19 protein-coding genes are annotated in these 22372 nt (G+C 70.4%); 16 read left to right on the top strand and 3 right to left on the bottom strand.

The annotated features are described in order from the left end of the window. The first annotated feature begins 20 nt into the window (after window positions 1–20). The 4 genes from paaB to J2S43_RS36725 are packed head-to-tail and all read left to right on the top strand — an operon-like array spanning window position 21 to window position 2534. Window positions 21–290, top strand: coding sequence for a 1,2-phenylacetyl-CoA epoxidase subunit PaaB (gene paaB, locus J2S43_RS36710; protein WP_306837053.1), 270 nt, complete (start codon window positions 21–23; stop codon window positions 288–290). Beyond that, entirely contained in the window at window positions 287–1027 is a 741-nt protein-coding gene (gene paaC / locus J2S43_RS36715; RefSeq protein ID WP_306837055.1) for a 1,2-phenylacetyl-CoA epoxidase subunit PaaC, read from the top strand. The genes paaB and paaC overlap by 4 nt, the downstream gene beginning before the upstream one ends. Further along, window positions 1021–1476, top strand: coding sequence for a 1,2-phenylacetyl-CoA epoxidase subunit PaaD (paaD, locus tag J2S43_RS36720; protein ID WP_306837057.1), 456 nt, complete (start codon window positions 1021–1023; stop codon window positions 1474–1476). The genes paaC and paaD overlap by 7 nt, the downstream gene beginning before the upstream one ends. Beyond that, window positions 1473–2534 carry a 2Fe-2S iron-sulfur cluster-binding protein gene (locus tag J2S43_RS36725; RefSeq protein ID WP_306837059.1) on the top strand — a complete coding sequence of 354 codons (1062 nt, stop codon included), beginning with the start codon at window positions 1473–1475 and terminating at the stop codon, window positions 2532–2534. Before paaD ends, J2S43_RS36725 begins: the two co-directional genes overlap by 4 nt. 54 nt (window positions 2535–2588) lie before the next feature. Here the strand turns inward: J2S43_RS36725 and J2S43_RS36730 are convergent, their stop codons facing one another. Genes J2S43_RS36730 through J2S43_RS36740 form a run of 3 tightly spaced genes read right to left on the bottom strand, consistent with a single transcriptional unit; the run spans window position 2589 to window position 7312 of the window. Further along, a complete protein-coding gene (locus J2S43_RS36730; protein ID WP_306837062.1) occupies window positions 2589–3530 on the bottom strand; it encodes an aldo/keto reductase in 942 nt (313 codons plus the stop codon). Between the two features lie 24 nt (window positions 3531–3554). Beyond that, a complete protein-coding gene (locus tag J2S43_RS36735) occupies window positions 3555–4379 on the bottom strand; it encodes an SWIM zinc finger family protein (RefSeq protein ID WP_306837064.1) in 825 nt (274 codons plus the stop codon). After that, window positions 4379–7312 carry a DEAD/DEAH box helicase gene (locus J2S43_RS36740; protein WP_306837066.1) on the bottom strand — a complete coding sequence of 978 codons (2934 nt, stop codon included), beginning with the start codon at window positions 7310–7312 and terminating at the stop codon, window positions 4379–4381. Before J2S43_RS36740 ends, J2S43_RS36735 begins: the two co-directional genes overlap by 1 nt. A gap of 92 nt (window positions 7313–7404) precedes the next feature. Here J2S43_RS36740 and mqnC point away from each other — a divergent pair, with 92 nt between their 5' ends. The 12 genes from mqnC (at window position 7405) to nuoH (ending at window position 22371) form a co-directional block, all read left to right on the top strand. Then, complete coding sequence (gene mqnC / locus J2S43_RS36745) at window positions 7405–8595, top strand: cyclic dehypoxanthinyl futalosine synthase (protein ID WP_306837069.1); 1191 nt, start codon at window positions 7405–7407, stop codon at window positions 8593–8595. Window positions 8596–8981: 386 nt separating this feature from the next. Beyond that, window positions 8982–10097 (top strand): hypothetical protein, encoded by a 1116-nt coding sequence (locus J2S43_RS36750; protein ID WP_306837071.1) that lies wholly within the window; start codon window positions 8982–8984, stop codon window positions 10095–10097. 326 nt (window positions 10098–10423) lie between these two features. Further along, window positions 10424–11119: a demethylmenaquinone methyltransferase gene (locus tag J2S43_RS36755; RefSeq protein WP_306837074.1), complete on the top strand. Its 696-nt coding sequence runs from the start codon at window positions 10424–10426 to the stop codon at window positions 11117–11119. A gap of 452 nt (window positions 11120–11571) precedes the next feature. Continuing rightward, on the top strand, window positions 11572–12852 hold the full coding sequence (locus J2S43_RS36760) for a geranylgeranyl reductase family protein (RefSeq protein WP_370881707.1): 1281 nt from the start codon (window positions 11572–11574) through the stop codon (window positions 12850–12852). 111 nt (window positions 12853–12963) lie between these two features. Beyond that, window positions 12964–13329 (top strand): NADH-quinone oxidoreductase subunit A, encoded by a 366-nt coding sequence (locus J2S43_RS36765; protein ID WP_306837078.1) that lies wholly within the window; start codon window positions 12964–12966, stop codon window positions 13327–13329. Window positions 13330–13473: 144 nt separating this feature from the next. After that, the gene (locus J2S43_RS36770; protein WP_306837080.1) at window positions 13474–14145 is read left to right on the top strand and encodes a NuoB/complex I 20 kDa subunit family protein; all 672 of its coding nucleotides are present in this window, start codon (window positions 13474–13476) and stop codon (window positions 14143–14145) included. Beyond that, window positions 14142–14864: an NADH-quinone oxidoreductase subunit C gene (locus J2S43_RS36775; RefSeq protein WP_306837082.1), complete on the top strand. Its 723-nt coding sequence runs from the start codon at window positions 14142–14144 to the stop codon at window positions 14862–14864. Before J2S43_RS36770 ends, J2S43_RS36775 begins: the two co-directional genes overlap by 4 nt. Then, window positions 14861–16201: an NADH-quinone oxidoreductase subunit D gene (locus J2S43_RS36780; RefSeq protein ID WP_306837084.1), complete on the top strand. Its 1341-nt coding sequence runs from the start codon at window positions 14861–14863 to the stop codon at window positions 16199–16201. Before J2S43_RS36775 ends, J2S43_RS36780 begins: the two co-directional genes overlap by 4 nt. Then, window positions 16202–17206 (top strand): NADH-quinone oxidoreductase subunit NuoE, encoded by a 1005-nt coding sequence (gene nuoE / locus J2S43_RS36785; protein WP_306837086.1) that lies wholly within the window; start codon window positions 16202–16204, stop codon window positions 17204–17206. It abuts the gene before it with no gap. Window positions 17207–17231: 25 nt separating this feature from the next. Beyond that, entirely contained in the window at window positions 17232–18548 is a 1317-nt protein-coding gene (gene nuoF / locus J2S43_RS36790; protein WP_306837088.1) for an NADH-quinone oxidoreductase subunit NuoF, read from the top strand. After that, complete coding sequence (locus tag J2S43_RS36795; RefSeq protein ID WP_306837090.1) at window positions 18548–21031, top strand: NADH-quinone oxidoreductase subunit G; 2484 nt, start codon at window positions 18548–18550, stop codon at window positions 21029–21031. The genes nuoF and J2S43_RS36795 overlap by 1 nt, the downstream gene beginning before the upstream one ends. Next, window positions 21031–22371 carry an NADH-quinone oxidoreductase subunit NuoH gene (nuoH, locus tag J2S43_RS36800; protein ID WP_306837093.1) on the top strand — a complete coding sequence of 447 codons (1341 nt, stop codon included), beginning with the start codon at window positions 21031–21033 and terminating at the stop codon, window positions 22369–22371. Before J2S43_RS36795 ends, nuoH begins: the two co-directional genes overlap by 1 nt. The last annotated feature ends 1 nt before the right edge of the window (window position 22372 follow it).

Here is a 22372-nt window from a genome sequence, read left to right on the forward strand (position 1 = left end):
CGCGCGGAGGAGAGGCCGGCATGAGCGCGGACTGGCCGCTGTGGGAGGTGTTCGTGCGCCCGCGCCGCGGCCTGGCCCATACGCACGCGGGCAGCCTGCACGCGCCGGACGCCGCGATGGCGCTGCGCAACGCGCGCGACCTCTACACCCGGCGGCAGGAGGGCGTCTCCGTCTGGGTGGTGCCGAGCGACGTGATCGTCGCGTCCGGGGACGAGCTGGACCCGGCGCCGGACAAGCCCTACCGGCACCCCACGTACTACTCGGTCCCGGACGGAGCGCCGCACCTGTGAACGACGTGGCCCGCTACGCGCTCGGGCTGGGCGACGACGCGCTGATCGCAGCCCAGCGCCTCGGCGAGCTCTACGCCGGCAGCCCCGAGATGGAGGAGGACGTGGCGCTGGCCAACATCGCGCTCGACCAGCTCGGCGCGGCCCGGCTGCTGCTGTCCTACGCGGCGGAGCTGACCGGTGACGGCGACGAGGACACGCTGGCGTTCCTGCGCGGACCGGCCGAGTTCCGCAACCACGTGCTGGTCGAATTGCCCAACGGCGACTTCGCGGTGACCATCACCAAGCTGCTGTTCCTCGCGGCCTGGCAGCGCCCGCTCTACGCCCGGCTGGCGGAGTCGCGGGACGAGCGGCTCGCCGGGATCGCGGCCACGGCCGGGCTGGAGGTCGCGTACCACCTGGACCACGCGGCACAGTGGACGATGCGGCTGGGCGACGGCACCGAGGAGTCGCATCGGCGCATGCAGGACGCGGTCGACCGGCTCTGGCCGTACACCCGGGAGTTCTTCGTCCCTGATCCGGTCGTGCGGCGGCTTCCCGGCATCGCGGCCGAGCCGACCGCCGCGGAGTGGGCCGAGACCGTCGAGACCACGCTGGCGACGGCCACGCTGCGGACTCCGGCCGGCACCGAGCCCCCTGAGGCTGCGGCCGGCCGGGCCGGGCGGCACACCGCGCACCTCACAGGACTGCTCGACGAGATGCAGGCGCTGCACCGCGCACATCCGGGGGCACGATGGTGACCGCGCTCGCCGCCGCCTCCGAGGTCGTCGACCCCGAACTGCCGTTCGTGACCATCGCGGAGCTGGGGATCCTGCGCGCGGTGGAGGAACGGGACGGCCGGGTCACCGTGACGATCACCCCGACCTACACCGGCTGCCCGGCGGTCTCGGCGATCCGCGACGACGTGCGGAGCGCGCTGGCGACCGCGGGCTTCCCGGACGTTGCGGTCGAGACGCGGCTGAACCCGCCGTGGACGACCGAGTGGATCAGCGAGGACGGGCGCCGCAAGCTCGCGGACGCCGGTATCGCGCCGCCGCAGCGCCGGCCGTTGCTGACGATCTCGGTGCGCTGCCCGCGGTGCGGATCGCCGGAGACCGAGGAGCTGAGCCGCTTCGGTTCCACCGCGTGCACCTCGCTGTGGCGCTGCCGGGCCTGCGCCGAGCCGTTCCCGCGGGTGAAGGAGCGATGAGGCGCGGGGTGGTCTGGCATCCGCTGCCGGTGGCCCGCGTCGACCGGCTGACCGCGGAGGCCGTCACGATCACGTTCGCGGTGCCGCCGGAGTTGCGCCCGGACTTCGCGTTCCGGCCCGGTCAGCACCTGACCGTGCGCTACGCGCCGGCCGTCCGCCGCTCCTACTCGATCTGCTCTACCCCACAAGATCTCGATAAAACCGGAAAAATCCGGATCGGGGTGAAGGAGGTGCCGGGCGGCGCGTTCAGCAGCGTCGGCGTGCGCGCTCTGCGGGACGGCGCGGCCCTGGAAGTGCTGCCCCCGCTCGGCACGTTCACCACCGACCTCGACCCGCTGCGCACCCGGCGGTACGGCGCGATCGTGGCCGGCTCCGGCGTCACCCCGGTGCTGAGCCTGATCGCCACCGCGCTCGCCACCGAGCCGCGCAGCACGTTCACGCTGCTCTACGGCAATCGCGCGGCCGCGAGCGTGATGTTCGCCGACGAACTGGGCGCGCTCAAGGACCGCCACCCGTCCCGGCTGCAGATCATGCACGTGCTCTCCCGCGAGCCCGGCCTGTCGCCCGCGCTCTCCGGCCGCCTCGACCGCGACCGCCTGGCGCTGCTGCTGGACACCGCGGTCCCGGCGGACTCGATCGACGAATGGTTCCTGTGCGGCCCGGCCGGGCTGGTGGAGACGGCCGAGGAGCTGTTGCGGTCGCGCGGCGCGCCGGCCGTGCACACCGAGCTGTTCTACGCCGGCCCGGTCGCGGCGCCCACACCGCCGATCGGCGACGCGGACGACGTGGCGCTGACCGTGCGACTGGACGGCCGCGAGTCCCGCACCACCATGCCGCGCGACGGCCGGGTGCTGGACGCGGCGCTGGCGGTCCGCGCCGAGTTGCCCTACGCCTGCAAGGGCGGCGTCTGCGCGACCTGCCGCGCCAGGGTGGTCACCGGCGAGGTGACGATGGCCCGCAACTACTCACTGGAGTCCGACGACGTCGCCGCCGGCTACGTCCTCACCTGCCAGTCCATCCCGCTCACCCCGGAGATCACCGTCGACTACGACGCCTGAGGTACGGAGCAGCGCTCGCTTGAGGTTTGGAGCAGCGCCCCTCCGGGCGCTGCTCTAGCGGATCGCGTCCAGCTTGACCAGGTCGTCCGGGGTGAGGCGCCAGGCGCCGGCGGCCGCGTTCGCGCGGACCTGGTCGGGGCTGGTCGCGCCCGCGATCACGCTGGAGACGCCGCGCCGGGACGTCAGCCCGGCGATCGCCACGTCCAGCAGCGTCTTCCCGCGCACCTGGGCGAAGCTCTCGATCGTCTCGATGAGGTCCCACGGCGCGGACTTGAGCAGCGTCGCGTAGCGCTCGTCGGAGAGCCGGCCACCGGACGGCGGTGGCGTGTCCCGCCGGTACTTCCCGCTCAGCAGGCCGCTGTCCAGCGGGAAGAAGGGCAGCAGGCCCAGCCCGAAGTGCTGGCAGGCGGGCAGCAACTCCGCCTCCGGGTCACGGTGCAACAGGCTGTACCGGTTCTGGGCGCTGATGAACGGCGTCCGGTGCGCGGTGCGCGCGGTCCATGCCGCGTCCGCGATCTCCCACGCCGAGAAGTTCGAGCAGCCGAGGTAGCGCACCTTGCCGGCCCGGACCAGGTCGTCCAGCGCGGCCAGCGTCTCCTCTATCGGCGTGGCCGGGTCGGGCCGGTGCAGCTGGTAGAGGTCCAGGTAGTCGGTGTCCAGCCGGCGCAGCGACGCCTCGACCGCGCGGGTCACGTATCTCCGGGAGGCGCGGGCGCCGAAGTCCTGCCCGTTGCTGCCGGCCATGTCCATGCCGAACTTGGTGGCGATCACGACGTCGTCGCGCCGGCCCTTGAGGGCGGCACCGAGCAGCTGTTCGGACGTGCCGCGCGGCTCGCCGTAGACGTCCGCGGTGTCGAAGAAGTTGATGCCGGCGTCGAGCGCGGCGTCGACCACCGCGCGGCTGCCGTCCGCGTCCAGCCGGCGCCCGAAACTGCTGCATCCGAGGCCGATCGCGGAGACGGTCAGCCCTGAGTCGCCAAGCCGCCGATAACTCATCTCGCCCTGCCCCATTCGCGCAGCTTAAGTCCCCGTTCCCGCCGGCATGTCCGAGCCGCCAAGCGAACGGTAGGCCGACCGGAGCAGATCCACCAACGGAATATGACGGATCCGCACATCGGGCGGGTCGAGCGCACGAAGTAGCAGGTCAGGCGGGGCCGCGACGCGATTCGTGCCGTGCTCGCGGAGCTTGGCCGGGGACGCCCCGGGCGCGTAGAAGCCGGCCAGCGCGCCGGCCAGCGGCACGTGGTCGACGCGCAGCGGATCCGCGACCACGGGCGCGGTGCCCAGAGACCCCAGAAGCTCCTCGCGGGTACGCCCACGCCACGCCAGCACGAGGAAGGGGTCGTCGTCGAACGCCTCGGCGAGCAGGTAGAGCGCGGCGGACAGGTGCTTGCACGGGAAGCCCCAGTCCGGGCAGCTGCACTCCATGTCCAGCTCGGCCGGGAACAGCGGCGCGCCCAGCTCGTCGAAGACCTCGACGATCTCCGTGGGCATCTCGCCGGCCAGCAGCTTCGCGCGATAGAGCGCCTGCGACGCCAGCGCCGCCGAGATCGCGTCCCAGCGGCTCTCGTCGTACCGCTCGATGGTGATGTCGACCTTGTAGGGGGCCGGCCGGGAGCCCTGCACCGCGGCGGTGACCGTGCCCGGCGCCACGGACAGGCTGAGCACCTGTCCCTTCCGGGCGTAGGCGCGTCCCCGGGCGAGCCGGCCGGGGTCGCAGATGCCCTCCAGGATCTCGATGAAGTGCCGCGACCACCACTGCTCGCCGATCTTCCCGCGCTGCGACCGGGCCTTGATGCCGCCGTCGACCGCGATCGGCTTCGCGGCTTCGAAGAACGCGGCCATCAGGCCACCGCCGACGGGTCGAGCGCGAACAGGTCCCGCAGCGCGTCCGTGGACAGATCGGTGATCCAGTCCTCGCCGGTGCCGACCACGGCGTCCGCCAGCGCCTTCTTCCGTTCGATCATCTCGTCGATCCGCTCCTCGAGGGTGCCGGTGCAGATGAACTTGCGGACCTGCACGTTCTTCCGCTGCCCGATGCGATAGGCGCGGTCGGTCGCCTGGTCCTCGACCGCCGGGTTCCACCACCGGTCGACGTGGATCACGTGGTTGGCCGCGGTCAGGTTGAGCCCGGTGCCGGCCGCCTTCAGCGAGAGCAGGAAGATCGTCGGCTCGTCGCCGGTCTGGAACCGTTCGACCAGCTCGTCCCGCCGGGCCTTGGCGAGCCCGCCGTGCAGCCAGAGCACCGGCCGGTCCAGCCGGGCCTGCAGGTAGGGCTGCAGCAGCGCGCCGAACTCCGCGTACTGCGTGAAGACCAGGCCCTTCTCGCCGTCCGCCACGATCTCCTCGCAGAGCGATTCGAGCCGGTCCAGCTTGCCGGAGCGGCCGGGCAGCGCGGAGCCGTCCTTGAGCAGGTGCGCCGGGTGGTTGCAGACCTGCTTGAGCCGGGTCATCGCGGCCAGCACGTTGCCGCGCCGCTGGATGCCGGTGGTGGACGAGATCGAGGCCATCATCTCCTCGACCACCGCGGCGTAGAGCGTGGCCTGTTCCGGCGTGAGCGTGCACCACACCTTGACCTCCAGCTTCTCCGGCAGGTCGGAGATGATGGATTTGTCGGTCTTGAGGCGGCGGAGGATGAACGGGCCGGTGGCGCGCTTGAGCGCGGCGGAGGCGTACTCGTCCTGCCGTGCCTCGATCGGCTCCTGATAGCGGGACCGGAAGTGCTTGACCGTGCCGAGCAGGCCGGGGTTGCAGAACTCCAGCAGCGCCCACAGCTCGGCCAGGTGGTTCTCCACCGGCGTGCCGGAGAGCGCGAGCCGGGTCCGGGCCGGGATCGCGCGAGCCGCCTGCGCCTGCCGGGTGCCGCTGTTCTTCAGCGCCTGCGCCTCGTCACAGACCACCCGCTCCCACTCGATCTGCTGCAACACGGCGAGATCGCGCAGCGCGGTCCCGTAGGTGGTGATCACCAGGTCGTGCTTGTCCAGCGCGGACGGGTCGCGCCCGGTGCCGTGGTGGACGTGGACGGTCAGGCCGGGCGCGAAGCGTTCCGCCTCCTTGCGCCAGTTCGACACCAGCGACATCGGGCAGATCAGCAGCGTCGGCCGCTCCGCCTTCTCCGCGACCAGCAGCGACAGCGTCTGCGCCGTCTTGCCGAGGCCCATGTCGTCGGCCAGGATCCCGCCGAGGCCCAGTTTCGACAGGAACGACAACCAGGACAGACCCCGTTCCTGGTACGGCCGGAGCGTGCCCGCGAAGCCCTCCGGCGTGGCGATCGGCGTCAGCCGTTCGGACGCCTCGCCGGAGAGCAGGTCGCCGAGCGGGCCGTCCGCGTCCACGTCCACCAGCGGCAGGTCCGGCTCGCCGCCGTCGATCACCTGCGCCAGCACCTCCGCCGCGGTCAGCTCGCCCTCGCGGCGTCTCGACACGGCCTTGAGCGCGGCCTGCAACTGCCGGTCGTCCAGCTCCACCCAGCGGCCGCGCACCTGGATGAGCGGCACCGTGGCCAGCGCCAGCCGGGCCAGCTCCTCCGGGTCGATCGCCTCGTCGCCGACCATCAGGTCCAGCCGGTAGTCGACCAGCTCCGACATGCCGAAGCCCTGCGCCGCCACGGCTTTCGGGCCGGACTTCGTCTTCGCCCGGGTGGTGAGCTTGAGCCCGAGGCCGCGCCTGCCGGCCCACGAGGGCAGCTGCACGCCGTAGCCAGCGGCCTGCAACAGCGGCGCTGCCGTGCTGAGGAAGTCGAACGCACCGGCCGTGTCCAGCTCCATGCCGTCCGGCCGCGGCCTGCGCAACGACTCGTAGAGCGCGGGGAACAGCCGGACCGCTCGGCCCAGCCCGGCCAGCAGCGTCTCGTCCGCGCGTGGCCAGTCAGCGCCGCCCTCGAAGACGTCCGCCGCGGCCACGTAGTGTGCCGGATCGTCCGTGGACTGCAGCGCGAACTCCAGCCACCACTCGTCCGTACCCTGCACCGGCTCGTCCAGCCGGAAGCTCACCCGGGCCGGGCCGTTCGCCGCCTGCGCCGCGTCGTACCAGCCGGTCAGGGCTTTGCCGAGTGCGTCGGCGTCGGCCTTCCTCGCGCCGGGCAGCCCGGGGTCGTCGCCGGTCAGCGCGACCATCCAGCGGTCGGCCAGCGGCGAACGGCTCCCCGGCCGGTGCCCGAGCAGCAGCCGCTCCGGGAAGGCCGCCCGCGCCGCCGCGTCCACGAACAGATCAAGAGCCCGCCGCAGTACGTCGTCGGCCCGCTGCTCCCCGTCGCCCAGTGCCCGGCACGTGGGCGGCATGGCCTGCGCGTAGCTCCGGAACGCGGCCGCGTCCGCACCCGTCAGCACGGCCCGCCAGCGCGCCTCGTCGTTCACCAGCTGCGGCAGCATGCGCCCGCGCCGGACCAGGTCCCGCGCCAGCTCCGCGACCGCGCCGAGGTAGCTCAGTGACTCGGCCGGCGCCCAGGTGCCGTCCGTCTCCGTGTCCAGGAACGTCAGTGCGCGCGCGGGCGTGACCAGCAGGACCGGCACGGTCCAGACCGTCAGCGACGGCGTGCGGACCGCGGCGTCGATCCCGCTCTCCGGCGACGGCACCGGCCACCGGGCCGAGCCGGGCAGGTGGATGCGGGCCTCGCCGGGGTCACCGGCGACCGGGAGCGCGCCGGCCAGGGCGCCCGCGGTCGCGGCGAACGGGTGCGGGCGGGCCTTCGCGCGGGACGTGCCGGCCGGGGCCCGCTCGGTGTCCTCGGCCCAGAGCGCCAGGCGGCGGTCGTGCCAGCCACCGTGCACCACCAGCATGCGATTTTCCCCTCCGCGTGGACCGTACGACGATACCGGCATCGTGACCTGGGCCGCGGCAGGCCATGACCCGATGGACGTACGCTCGTGGGGTGACGGTGAACAGGGAGATCGACGACATCCTGCAGCGTGGCGCGGACGGCGGGCGGATCACGCCCGAGGAGGCGCTGCTCATCTACACCGACGCTCCGCTGCACGCGCTGGGCGAGGCCGCGGACGCGGTGCGCCGGCGGCGATACCCGGACGGGATCGTCACGTACCTGATCGACCGCAACATCAACTACACGAACGTCTGCGTGACCGCGTGCAAGTTCTGCGCGTTCTTCCGCGCCCCCAAGCACAAGGAGGGCTGGTCGCATCCGATGGAGGAGATCCTCCGCCGGTGCGGCGAGGCCGTCGACCTGGGCGCGACCCAGGTGATGCTGCAGGGCGGTCACCACCCGGACTACGGCACCGAGTACTACGAGAATCTGTTCTCCTCGGTCAAGGCGGCCTACCCGCAGCTCGTGATCCACTCGATCGGCCCGTCCGAGATCCTGCACATGGCCAAGGTCGACGGCATCTCGATCGAGGACGCGATCCTCCGGATCAGGGCGGCCGGGCTGGACTCGATCGCCGGCGCCGGCGCGGAGATGCTGCCGGAGCGGCCACGGAAGGCGATCGCGCCGCTCAAGGAGTCCGGTGCGCGCTGGCTCGAGGTGATGGAGACCGCGCACCGGCACGGCATCGAGTCGACCGCGACGATGATGATGGGCACCGGCGAGACGCACGCGGAGCGCGTGGAGCACATCGCCATGATCCGGGACGTGCAGGACCGCACCGGCGGGTTCCGGGCGTTCATCCCGTGGACCTACCAGCCGGAGAACAACCACCTGAAGGGCCGCACCCAGGCCACCACGCTGGAGTACCTGCGGTTCATCGCGATGTCCCGGATCTTCTTCCACAACGTGGACCACCTGCAGGCGTCCTGGCTGACCACGGGCAAGGAGGTCGGCCAGCTGTCGCTGCACATGGGCGTGGACGACCTGGGCTCGATCATGCTGGAGGAGAACGTCATCTCCTCGGCCGGCGCGCGGCACCGGTCGAACCTGCACGACCTGATCTGGATGATCCGGTCGGCCGGCCGCATCCCGGCGCAACGCGACACGCTCTACCGCCACCTGGCCGTGCACCGCACGCCGGCGGAGGACCCGACGGACGACCGGGTCGTCTCGCACTTCTCGTCGATCGCGCTGCCCGGTGGCGGGGCCGGCCGGTCGCTGCCCCTCGTCGAGGCGCACTGAGCGTAATCATTAGGCAGCGCGGTTTCCTTCTTAAGGAACCGCGCTGCTTTCTTTTGCTCGCCGAATGTAGTTGCGGTGCGGACTTTCTCGCTCATGAATGCTTTGAGTGACCGTTCGACTGCTAAGAGCGCTTGTTTTCCTCAGCCGAGAGGCGCTTGCGTTCCCCCGATCGGTCGATTTTTCTGCTGCCGTTCGGAGAAACTTAGGAAAATACAGGTGATCCAAAGGTCCACTTAAGCCCGTTTTAAGATCACCCAAATCCGGACATTTACGGAAGTGCGTGGTATGGCACACAGCGGTGTGTCCGATTTGTGCGGTAGACGAATTGATATGTCTTCGTTAACGTCCCAGCGTCCCGACCGTCCTCGTACCCGAGGAGTCAAACAATGGCGTTCCGCACGCGGAACTTTGCCCGTCTCTGTGCCGCCACTGCGCTGGCTGCGGGCGCTACCGGGTTCTTCGCGGCCCCGGCTTTCGCCGCACCGAGCGGCACCGATTTCAGCATCGTCACCAACGACATCACCGGCCCGGACGGCGCTCCGCTCGCCCCCGGCGCCTCCTCCGAGGTGATCACCACGATCACCAACGTCGGTGACGAGGTCATCACGGGCTTCACGCTCTCGGTGACGCTGCCCGAGAGCGTGTCCTTCAAGAACCAGGTCGCGGCCGAGTTCTGCTCCTACGAGGGCCAGACCGTCACCTGCACCTTCGACGACGGCTGGGCGCTCGTGCCGGCCGGCCAGGAGGACCCGGAGAACGACATCTACTCCGGCTGGGAGGTGCCTTTCGAGGTCACCGTCGCGGCCGACGCCAAGGGCCCGGTGCTCGACGGCGGCAAGTCCTCCGGTGAGATCTCGTACTACGCCGACCTCGAGACCGGCGTCGAGAAGGACGCGGACACGGGCGCGGTGACCGGGACGCAGTTCGAGGCGGCCTCGTTCTCCGAGAGCGCCGGGACGTTCACCACGGTCTCCTACAAGACCGCCGCGAACGTGAAGACGACCGGTGGCAAGGGTCACAAGGGCGACAAGGACAAGTGGAAGCAGAAGGACGAGTGGTCGAAGGGCCACAACTGCGGCCACCCGCCGAAGCCCCCGAAGCCGCCGAAGACCCCGACGCCGACGCCGTCGAACACCGGCTCACCGTCGCCGTCGACCCCGACGTCGCCTTCTCCGTCTCCGTCGCTGTCGGCCTCCCCGTCGCCGAGCCCGTCGCTGTCGCCGTCGGCCTCCCCGTCCCCGTCGCCGTCCAACCCGACCTCCCCGTCGCCGTCGCCGTCGCTCCCGACGACGATCCAGCACGAGGACGAGTTCGTGGCACTGGTCGCCGTGCCGGGTGGTAACGGTGGCGGCGAGCCGGGCCTGCCGGTCACCGGCCCGCAGACCGCGATCATCGGTGGCGTGGGTGCCGCGGTGCTCGTCGGTGGCGCCGTGGTCTTCATGATGGCGCGCCGTCGTAAGGTCGTGACGGTGACTCCGGGCGACGGTAACTCCGCGCTCTGACGTGACGAAAAGGTGGCATTGAGTCACCGCTAAAGCAACAGAAAGACAACGCCGCGGGCCCTGAGGCTCGCGGCGTTGTCGCTTTCCGGCCCTTGCGCCCGACGCGATGTCGCAAGTGGGCGGATTGCACCGCTACCTGCGTGATCGTCGCCGAGAAATGTCGCATGAGCGTCATGATTTCGGGGTCCCGCCGAGTCCGCATCGTTACCGGAGACCCCGAAGATAATGCTCTGACCCGCCAATGAGGCGTTGACATAGAGAATGAACCGCGGACCCGGTGCAAGCCTGGTCCGCGGCTTTTTTGTGCCCTCTGGCAGAGTGAGGGCGTGAGCCGCGCAGACTTGGACAAGCAGCCCCACGAGGTCGCCTCGATGTTCGACGGCGTGGCGCGTAACTACGACCTGACCAACACGGTGCTCTCCTTCGGGCAGGACCGTGGCTGGCGCCGGGCCACGCGGGACGCGCTGCAGCTCAAACTGGGGCAGCGGGTGCTCGACGTGGGCGCCGGCACCGGCGTCTCCACGCTGGAGCTGGGCCGCTCCGGCGCGTTCGCGGTCGGGCTGGACCTCTCGCTCGGCATGCTGCGCGCGGGCCGCCGGGTGCGCCCGGAGGTGCCGCTGCTGGCCGGTGACGCGCTGGCGCTGCCGTTCGCGGACGGGTCGTTCGACGCCGCCACGATCTCGTTCGCGCTGCGCAACGTGGTCGACGTGGACGGCGCGCTGGCCGAGCTGGCGCGCGTGGTGCGGCCCGGCGGGCGGCTGGTGGTCTGCGAGTTCAGCCACCCGGTCAACGGCCCGTTCCGCGGCGTCTACCTGCAGTACCTGATGCGCTCGCTGCCGACGGTGGCCCGCGCGGTCTCCAGCAACCCGGAGGCGTACGTCTACCTCGCCGAGTCGATCCGCGCCTGGCCGGACCAGGCCGCGCTGGCGACCCGGATCGGCGAGGCCGGCTGGACGAAGGTCGCCTGGCGCAACCTCACCGGCGGCATCGTCGCCCTCCACCGCGCCACAAAGCCCGAGTAGCCACCGCGTCGGATTGCTCTCGGGGAACTCACGGGGCGCGGCCCGTGGATTCATGTCGCGCGAGGCGAGACGGGTGGCCCGCGGACTCGCGGCTCGTGGTGACCAGCGGCGGCACCGGCTCCGATGCGGCGTCGGAGCGGCGGCGGAGACGCCGCGAGGTTGGCCCGCGGGAGCATGCGGGCAGCGCCCCGCCGGAAGCGGGAATATTTCGATCCGGCCCCTCGCCGTAGGCGGTGGTGCCCTCCGTCCGGCGAGGACGATTCGCCCCCAAGCGGACACCCACCGCTACTTTTGGATGGCTTTGTCACCCCTAAGAGTGATCTATCTAGATTTGTTTAACGAGTTGGAAACAATAAGGGTGTCCTAAGCCACACAAAGATCAGCCGTAGGCATACACTGCCCTCGCACATGCTTGTGAAGTCTTTCACTAGCACATGCGAGGAGGTATGGCCGTGACCCAGGTTGTGGCCGAACAGGCCGACGTGATCGTCGTGGGCGCGGGCCCTGGTGGCTCCGCGACCGCATATCACCTTGCCCAGCACGGTGTTCGGGTCCTGCTGCTCGAGAAGACCGAGTTCCCCCGGGAGAAGGTCTGTGGCGACGGGCTGACGCCGCGCGCCACCAAGCAGTTGATCAAGATGGGTGTCGACACCTCCGAAGAGGCCGGTTGGCTGCGCAACAAGGGCCTGCGGGTGATTGGCGGCGGCGTCCGCCTGGAGCTTCCCTGGCCGGAGCTGGCCAGCTTTCCGGACTACGGTCTGACCCGCACCCGGCTCGACTTCGACCAGATGCTCGCGAAACGCGCGGCCGAGGCCGGTGCCATCGTCCGGACCAGCACGAACGTGACCGGTCCGGTGTTCGCCGAGGACGGCCGGATCATCGGCGTGACCGCGGAGTCCGGGCCCGGCAAGGAGCCGGTCGAGTTCCGCGCGCCGCTGGTGGTCGCGGCGGACGGCGTCTCCGGGCGGTTGCCGCTCGCGCTGAACATCCGCAAGCGCGACGACCGGCCGATGGGCGTCGCGGTCCGGCGCTACTACAACTCGCCGGTCAAGCACGACGACGACTACCTGGAGTCCTGGCTGGAGCTTCGCTCACGGGAAAATCCGGACAAACTGCTCCCGGGGTACGGGTGGATCTTCGGCATGGGTGACGGCCGGGTCAACGTGGGCCTCGGCGTGCTCAACTCCTCCACCGGCTACGGCAAGACCAACTACCGGCACATGCTGCTGGACTGGCTGGCCACCACGCCCGCCGAGTGGGGCACCGCGGACGAGGAGAACGCGGACGGCCCGATCCTCGGCGCGGCGCTGCCGATGGGCTTCAACCGCACGCCGCACTACTCGCGCGGCATGCTGCTGGTCGGCGACTCGGGCGGCATGGTGAACCCGTTCAACGGCGAGGGTATCGCGTATGCGATGGAGTCCGGCGAGCTGGCCGCGGAGATCATCACGCAGGCGCTGGCGCGCGCGGAGGGCGCCGAGCGCGAGCGCGCGCTGCAGGCGTACCCGGCCGAGCTGAAGCTGCGCTACGGCGGCTACTACCGGCTCGGCGGCGTCTTCGTGAAGCTGATCGGCCGGCCCGAGATCATGAAGATGGCCACCCGGTACGGCATGCCTCAGCCACTGCTCATGCGGTTCGTGCTGAAGCTGCTGGCCAACCTGACCGACCCCCGCGGCGGCGACGCCATGGACAGGGTCATCAATGCGATGACGAGGGTCGCGCCCGCGGTTTGACCACCCCCGGTAGCAAGCCGGTTTCGCAGCGCTAATAGTGTCACTGTCACAGAGATCACATAGGTAACAACACGAACCATCCCCCACCCCCGTCCGGACCCAGGAGACGACATGTCGTTCTCGCCGTACGTGCCCATCGTTCTGCTGTTCGTCCTCGGCGCGCTGTTCGCGCTGTTCTCCGTGTCGATCGCGCCGGTCGTGGGCCCCAAGCGGTACAACCGGGCCAAGCTCGACGCCTACGAGTGCGGCATCGAGCCGACTCCGCAGCCGGTCGGGGGTGGGCGGTTCCCGATCAAGTTCTACTTGACGGCGATGCTCTTCATCATCTTCGACATCGAGATCATCTTCCTCTACCCGTGGGCCGTGACCTTCGATGCGCTCGGCCTGTTCGGGCTGGTCGAGATGCTGCTCTTCATCGGCACCGTCTTCATCGCGTACGCCTACGTCTGGCGGCGCGGCGGTCTCAACTGGGACTGAGTCTCACCCCGCAAGTGAGGACTGTTCAGCGCGGTGGAGACCGGCTGGTGACCGGCGGTGACGAGCTGGTCCAGTTTGGCGCTGAGCAGCCCTCAAACCCCCGCACAACCCGCACATGAACGGATTGGGAAGGAGGGCCGGGCAATGGGTATCGAGGAGAAGCTGCCGAGCGGGATTCTGCTGACCAGTGTGGAGAAACTGTCCAATTGGGCACGCAAGTCGTCGTTCTGGGGCGCCACCTTTGGCCTGGCATGCTGCGCCATCGAGATGATGGCGGCCGGCGGACCCCACTACGACCTGGGCCGGTGGGGGATGGAGGTGTTCCGCGCCTCGCCCCGGCAGGCCGACCTGATGATCGTCGCGGGCCGGGTGAGCCAGAAGATGGCGCCCGTCGTCCGGCAGATCTACGACCAGATGCCGGAGCCGCGCTCGGTCATCTCGATGGGCGTGTGCGCCTCGTCCGGCGGCATGTTCAACAACTACGCGATCGTCCAGGGCGTCGACCACATCGTGCCGGTCGATGTCTACCTGCCCGGCTGCCCCCCACGGCCGGAGATGCTGATCGACGCGATCCTCAAGATGCGCGAGAAGGTGATGGCCGCGCCGCTCGGGCCGAACGGGCGCGCCATGCTGGAGCAGCGCCGGGCCGACGGCAAGCTGCCGCTGGTCGCGCCGGGCGCGATGCCCTCCTCCTACCGGGCCGACCCGGCGCGCCGCGCGCAGTGGGAGGCGGCCGTGCGTGAGGGCCGCGAGGAGCAGCTGCGCATCGAGAACTGGATGAAGGCACAGAACCACCTGCGGGAGGAGGCGCGATGACGGCGCCGCAGAACCCGAGCTCGACCGCGGCCACGCCGGCCGGTGCCACCACCACCGCGCCGGCTGACTATCCGCCGTCCACCCGGGCCGGCCAGGGCCTCTTCGGCGTCGCCGGCACCGGCGACACGTCCGGCTTCGGCGGTCTGGTCCGGCAGCGGCCGTTGACGGACGTGCCGCCGCGCCCGTTCGGCGGCTACCTGGACGAGGTCCACGACGCGCTCCAGGAGGCGTACCCGCAGTTCGGGGACGCGGTGGAGAAGGTCGTGGTGCACCGCGGCGAGCTGACGCTGCACATCGTGCCGGAGCGGATCGCCGAGGTGTGCCGCGTGATGCGCGACGACCCGGCGCTGCGCTTCGAGCTGTGCTCGTCGGTGAACGGCGTCGACTACCTCGGCCAGGACGAGCGGCGGCTGCACGTGGCGTACCAGCTGACGTCGATGACCTTCCGCCGCCGCGTGCGGCTGGAGGTCGCGGTCAGCCCGGCCGCGCCCCAGGTGCCGAGCGTGACCGGCGTCTACCCGACCGCCGACTGGCAGGAGCGGGAAACGTACGACATGTTCGGCGTGATCTTCGTCGGCCACCCCAACCTGACCCGGATCATGATGCCGGACGACTGGGAGGGCCACCCGCAACGCAAGGACTACCCGCTCGGCGGGGTCCCGGTGGAGTACAAGGGCGCCGAGATTCCGCCGCCGGACTCGCGGAGGACCTACCAATGACGCAGGCCAGTCATGCCACCCCGGGGTACGCCACCGCACGCGACACCACCGAGGGCAAGGTCTTCACCGTCACCGGCGGAGACTGGGACCAGGTCGTCGCCGGCATCGACCCGCTCACCGACGAGCGGATCGTGGTCAACATGGGGCCGCAGCACCCGTCCACGCACGGCGTGCTCCGCCTGGTGCTGGAGCTGGAGGGTGAGACCGTCACCGAGGCGCGCCCGGTCGTCGGCTACCTGCACACCGGCATCGAGAAGAACCTCGAATACCGCAACTGGGTGCAGGGTTCGACGTTCGTGACGCGGATGGACTACCTCGCGCCGCTGCACAACGAGACCGGCTACGCGCTGGCCGTGGAGAAGCTGCTCGGCGTCGAGGAGCAGATCACCGAGCGCGCCACCACCATCCGCGTGCTGATGATGGAGCTGAACCGGATCAGTTCGCACCTGGTCTGGCTGGCCACCACCGGCATGGAGCTGGGCGCGATCTCGATGATGCTCTACGGCTTCCGCGAGCGGGAGTACATCCTGGACATCTTCGAGGAGGCGTCCGGCCTGCGGATGAACCACGCGTACATCCGGCCGGGCGGCGTCGCGCAGGACTTCCCGGAGTCCGCGGTGAAGAAGACGCGCGACTTCCTGAAGTACCTGCCGAAGAAGCTCAAGGAGTACGAGGACATGCTCAGCGGCCAGCCGATCTGGCACGAGCGCACCAAGGGCGTCGCGGTGCTGGACGTGACCGGGTGCCTGGCGCTCGGCATCACCGGCCCGGTGCTGCGCTCCGCCGGCCTGGGCTGGGACCTGCGGAAGACCATGCCGTACTGCGGGTACGAGACGTACGAGTTCGACGTCCCGACCGCGACCACGGCCGACGTGTGGGGCCGCTACCAGGTCCGGATCGCCGAGATCCGCGAGTCCATGAAGCTCGTCGAGCAGGCGCTGGACCGGCTCCGGCCCGGCCCGGTGATGATCGCGGACAAGAAGATCGGCTGGCCCGCGCAGCTGGCGATCGGCGTGGACGGCATGGGCAACTCGCTGGAGCACGTCGCCAAGATCATGGGTCAGTCGATGGAGTCGCTGATCCACCACTTCAAGCTGGTCACCGAGGGCTTCCGGGTCCCGGCCGGCCAGGTCTACGTGCAGATCGAGTCGCCGCGCGGCGAGCTCGGCGTGCACGCGGTCTCCGACGGTGGCACCCGGCCCTACCGCGTGCACTATCGCGAGCCCAGCTTCGTCAACCTCCAGGCCATCCCCGCGATGGCCGAGGGCGCACTGCTGGCGGACGTCATCGCCGGCGGCGCCTCGCTGGATCCGGTCATGGGCGGATGTGATCGATAGATGACGACGACGGTCTTCACGGACACGGTCTACGAGCGGGCGCGGGCGATCCTGGCCCGTTACCCCGAGGGCCGCGAGCGGTCGGCGCTGCTCCCGCTGCTGCACCTGGTGCAGAGCGAGGAGGGCTACGTCAGCCCGGCCGGTGTCGCGTTCTGCGCCGAGGTGCTCGGCATCAACAAGGCGCAGGTCGGCGCGGTCGCCACGTTCTACACGATGTACAAGCGCCGGCCCACCGGTGACTGGCTGGTCAGCGTCTGCACGAACACCATGTGCAACGTGCTCGGCGGCCAGGAGGTCTACGACACGCTCTCCGAGACGCTCGGCGTCGGGCACGACGAGACGACGGCGGACGGAACGATCACGCTGGAGCACGCGGAGTGCCTCGCGGCCTGCGACTACGGGCCGGTGATGACCGTCAACTACGACTTCTTCGACAACGTCACGCCGGACTCGGCGGTCTCGGTCGTCGAGGGCCTGCGCAGCGGCGATCTGCCGAAGCCCAGCCGGGCGCCGCGGCTCTGCACGCTCAAGGAGATGGCGGTGCAGCTGGCCGGCTTCTCCGACCCGCGCGAGGGCGCGGTGGGCGAGGGTGTCGCCGGCGCGCCGACGCTGCGGGGTGTCACGCTCGCGCAGCAGCACGGCATCTCGGTGGCCGGCTTCGACCTGGACACGCCGATCCCGCGCAAGGAGGCGGACGGATCGACGGCGAAGTCCGCTCCGGCGAAGGTGGCGGACGCGGTCAAGTCGGTCCCGGGGAAGGTCGCCTCCGCCGCCTCGGCCGCGAAGAGCGCCGTCACGCATCGCAAGCCCAGCGACAGCTCCGGCGGGGACGTCAAGGACCCCGAGATCCGCGCCGCCGAGGCCCGCAATCCCGATGCCAGGACTCCCGAGCCGGACGCGTCCGGCCGCACCGCGCCGGGAGGCACCGGCGACGCGGCCGGTGACGCGAAACCGGCCGGCGACGACCCGGGCCCGCAGCAGCAGAACCTCAAGGACGCCCAATGAGCTTTTCGGACTCTCGGGAGGAACGGTGACCTCTCCTCGACGTGAGGTGCTGGAGAAGCTGACTCCGGTGCTGACCAAGCGATGGCTCTCGCCGGACGCGTGGGACATCGACGTCTATGAGCGGTTGGACGGCTACGCGGCCCTGCGCAAGGCGCTCGACGTCCACCCAGATGATCTTATCCAATTGATCAAGGATTCGGGGCTGCGCGGGCGAGGCGGTGCGGGCTTCCCGACCGGGCTCAAGTGGGGCTTCATTCCGCAGGGCGACGGCAAGCCGCACTACCTGGTGATCAACGCCGATGAGGGCGAGCCCGGGACCTGCAAGGACCTGCCGCTGATGACGCACGACCCGCATGCGCTGGTCGAGGGCGCAATCATCGCCTCCTATGCGATTCGGGCCGAGCGCGCCTACATCTACATCAGAGGTGAGGCAGTTCACGCCGCGAGGCGCCTGCGCAACGCGGTCGACCAGGCCTACGCGAAGGGATATCTGGGACAGAACATCCTGGGAAGCGGCCTGAACCTCGACCTCGTGGTGCACAGCGGCGCGGGTGCGTACATCTGCGGCGAGGAGACCGCGCTGCTCGACTCGCTGGAGGGCTTCCGCGGTCAACCCCGGCTGCGGCCGCCGTTCCCGGCCACGCACGGGCTCTACGCCAGCCCGACCGTGGTCAACAACGTCGGGACGATCGCCAGCGTGCCGTACATCGTGCTGGGCGGTGCGGCCTGGTGGAAGAGCATGGGCACGGAGAAGTCGGCCGGCCCGATGATCTACTCGCTGTCCGGCCGGATCAACAACCCCGGCCAGTACGAGTGCGGGCTCGGCATCACGCTCCGCGAGCTGATCGAGCTGGCCGGCGGCATGCAGCCGGGTCACGAGCTGAAGTTCTGGACGCCGGGCGGCTCGTCCACGCCGCTGCTGGCCGCGGAGCACATCGACACCCCGATGGACTTCGAGGGCGTCGCCGCGGCCGGATCGATCCTCGGCACCACGGCCACCCAGATCTTCAGCGACCAGGACTGCCCGGTCTACGCGACCTACCGGTGGCTGGAGTTCTACCACCACGAGTCGTGCGGCAAGTGCACCCCGTGCCGCGAGGGCAACTACTGGATGGTCCGGGTGTTCCGCCGCATCCTGTCCGGCCAGGGCACCCCCGCCGACCTGGACACGCTCCTGGACACCTGCGACAACGTGCTCGGCCGCTCGTTCTGCGGCCTCGGCGACGGCGCGACCAGTTCGGTGACGTCCTCGCTGAAGTACTTCAAGCAGGACTACCTGGACTACATCGAGGGGCGCAAGGCCCCCCGACTCTCCTCCAAGCAGCTGGTGGGGGCTCACTAATGACGGATGTAGCGAAGAAGGCCGACACCGTCACGCTGACGATCGACGGCATCGAGGTGACCGCGCCGAAGGGCGCGCTGCTGATCCGGGTCGCGGAGCAACTCGGGATCGCCATCCCGCGCTTCTGCGACCACCCGCTGCTCGCCCCGGCCGGCGCCTGCCGCCAGTGCCTGGTCGACGTGGAGGGCCAGCGCAAACCGGTCGCCTCGTGCACCCAGACGGTGGCGGACGGCATGGTCGTCAGGACACAGCTCACCTCGCCGGTCGCGCAGAAGGCGCAGAGCGGCGTGATGGAGCTGCTGCTGATCAACCACCCGCTCGACTGCCCGATGTGTGACAAGGGTGGCGAGTGCCCGCTGCAGAACCAGGCGATGTCGACCGGCCGGGCCGAGTCGCGCTTCGTCGAGCAGAAGCGCGAATATCAGAAGCCGATCAACATCTCCAGCCAGGTGCTGCTGGACCGGGAACGGTGCGTGCTCTGCCAGCGGTGCACGCGCTTCTCCGAGGAGATCGCCGGCGACAAGTTCATCGACCTGATGGACCGGTCGTCGGGCGAGCAGATCAACACGTACCGGGACGACTTCTTCGGCGGCACCGGGACCGGTGACGTCGCGTCCGAGGGTGACGTGCTGTTCAACTCGTACTTCTCCGGCAACACCGTGCAGATCTGCCCGGTCGGCGCGCTCACCGGCGCGCAGTATCGCTTCCGGGCGCGGCCGTTCGACCTGGTCTCCTCGCAGAGCGTGTGCGAGCACTGCTCGGCCGGCTGCGCGATGCGCACGGACTGGCGGCGCGGAAAGGTCATGCGGCGGCTGGCCGGCGACGACCCGGCGGTCAACGAGGAGTGGAACTGCGACAAGGGCCGCTGGGGCTTCCGGTACTCGACCGCGTCCGACCGGCTCACCAACCCGCTGATCCGCGAGAACGGTGAGCTGCGCGAGGCGTCCTGGAGCGAGGCGTTCGCGGTCGCGGCCGAAGGGCTGCGCCAGGCCCGGGACGGCGAGCACGGCATCGGCGTGCTGACCGGCGGCCGGCTCACGGTCGAGGACGCGTACGCGTACGCGAAGTTCGCCCGGATCGCGTTGCGGACCAACGACATCGACTTCCGGGCCCGCCCGACGTCCCCGGAGGAGACGGACTTCCTCGCGTCGTCCGTGGTCGACCGGAGCGACGTGCACTACAGCGACGTGGACACCGCGCCCGCGGTCGTCTTCGCCGGCCTGGAGCCGGAGGAGGAGTGCCCGATCCTCTTCCTGCGCGTGCGCAAGGCGTTCACCAAGCGCCGGCTGCCGGTGCTGGCGCTGGCGCCGTTCCTGACCCGCGGCTTCGAGAAGCTGGGCGCGGTGCTGGTCGGCACGGTGCCGGGCGACGAGGCGCGGCTGCTCGGCGAGGACGCGTCGATCGCGTCCGCGCTGTCCCAGCCGGGCGCGATCCTGTTCGTCGGCGAGCGGCTGGCCACCGTGCCGGGCGCGCTCTCCGCGGCGGCCGCGCTCGCCTCGCGTACCGGCGCGAAGCTGGCCTGGGTTCCGCGGCGGGCCGGCGACCGGGGCGCGATCGACGCCGGCTGCCTGCCGCACCTGCTGCCCGGCGGCCGGCTGGTCACCGAGGCGTCCGCGCGTGCGGAGCTGTCCGCCGCGTGGGACGTCGAGCCGGGCGTGATCCCGTCGATCCCGGGCCGGAGCACCGACGACATCATCGCGGCGGCTGCCACCGGGAAGATCGGCGCGCTGCTGGTGGCCGGCGTCGACCCGGCCGACCTGGCGGACCCCCGGCAGGCCGAGGCCGCGCTGGACACGGTGCCGTTCCTGGTCAGCCTGGAGCTGCGGGCCACCGCGGTCACCCGGCGCGCGGACGTGGTCTTCCCGATCGCGCCCGTGGTGGAGAAGGCCGGGTCGTTCGTGGACTGGGAGGGGCGGCTGCGCACCTTCGAGGCCGTCCTGCGCACCACGGCCATGACCGACGCCCGGGTGCTCGACGCGCTCGCCGACCAGTTCGGCACCACGCTGAACACCGGCGACGTCAACGAGGTCCGTCGTGAGCTGGGCGGTCTGCCGGCCACCCGGGCACGGCGCCCGATGGCACCGGCGGTGGAACCGGTCGCGCCGGCCCAGCCGGGTGCGAACGAGGCGCTGCTCGCCACCTGGCACCAGCTGATCGACCTGGGCTCGCTGACCGACGGCGACGAGCACCTCAACGGTACGGCCCGGCCGCCGGTCGTCCGGCTGTCCCGCGCCACCGCGACGGCGCTCGGCGTGAGTGACGGCGTGCCGGTCACGGTCGGCACCGACCGTGGCGCGATCACGCTGCCCGCGTTGATCACCGAGATGGCCGAGGGCGTGGTCTGGCTGCCGACGAACTCGCCCGGCTCGACCGTGCGCCGCTCGCTCGGCCCGGCCGGGTCGGTCGTGCGGCTGTCGGTGGGCGCATCACCGAACGGGTCCGGACCGCTCCTGGCCCAGCGCACTGCGGGAGGTGACTCGTAATGGATCCCACGCTCCAGACCTTCGAGAACGACGTCTGGTGGATCGCGCTCATCAAGGTGCTCGGCGTCTTCGTCCTGCTCCTGCTGCTGACGCTGTTCACCATCAACTACGAGCGCAAGGTCGTGGCCCGGATGGCGGTCCGGCCCGGACCGAACCAGGTCGGGCCGAAGGGCTGGCTGCAGAGCCTCACGGACGGCCTGAAGCTGCCGTTCAAGGAGGAGATCATCCCGCGTACGGCGGACAAGGTGATCTACTTCATCGCCCCGGTCATCTCCGCGACCTGCGCGTTCACCGCGTTCTCGGTCATCCCGTTCGGCCCGGTGGTCTCGATCTTCGGGCAGCAGACCGCGCTGCAGGTCACCGACGTGCCGGTCTCGGTGCTGGTCGTGCTGGCCTGCGCGTCGATCGGCATCTACGGCGTGGTGCTGGCCGGGTGGGCGTCCGGGTCGACGTACCCGCTGCTCGGCGGCCTGCGGTCGAGCGCCCAGATGATCTCGTACGAGGTCGCGATGGGCCTGTCGATCGTGGCGGTCTTCATGATGGCCGGCTCGATGTCCACCTCGGAGATCGTGGCGGCACAGGCGAACGGGCGCGAGATCTCGCTGCTCGGGTTCGAGTTCACCGCGCCCGGCTGGTACGCGTTGCTGCTGGCGCCCAGCTTCGTCATCTACGCGATCTCCGCGGTCGGTGAGACGAACCGGGCGCCGTTCGACCTGCCGGAGGCGGAGTCCGAGCTGGTCGGCGGCTTCCACACCGAATACTCGTCGTTCAAGTTCGCACTGTTCTTCCTGGCCGAGTACATCAACATGATCACCGTCTCGGCGCTCTGCACCACGCTCTTCCTGGGCGGCTGGCGGGCGACCTGGCCGATCACGCTCTGGTCCGGTGCGAACACCGGATGGTGGCCGCTGATCTGGTTCCTGGCGAAGGTGCTGCTCTGCCTGTTCGTCTTCATCTGGCTGCGGGCCACGCTGCCCCGCATGCGCTACGACCAGTTCATGCGGTTCGGGTGGAAGGTACTGATCCCGATCAACCTGGTCTGGATCCTGCTGCTCGCCACCGTGCGCGTGCTGCAGACCTCCGACCTCGGCTCGCAGACCCGCTGGACGCTGATCGGCGGTGCCGTCCTCGTGGTGGTGCTGGTCGCGGTGCTCTGGCCGTCCGGTCGCAAGGCCGCCGCCGTGCCGAGCCTGGCCGACCAGATCGCGGCCCGGCCGCAGGGCAGCTTCCCGTTGCCGCCGCTCGACCTACAGGTGCCGCCGAGCCCGCGCGCGGCTCGCCAGGTCGCCCAGCGCCAGCCGGCCGATGCCAGCTCTGGTTCAGAGAAGAGTGAGGTGTGAC

It is taken from the genome of Catenuloplanes nepalensis, assembly GCF_030811575.1.
GTDB classification, from domain to species: domain Bacteria; phylum Actinomycetota; class Actinomycetes; order Mycobacteriales; family Micromonosporaceae; genus Catenuloplanes; species Catenuloplanes nepalensis.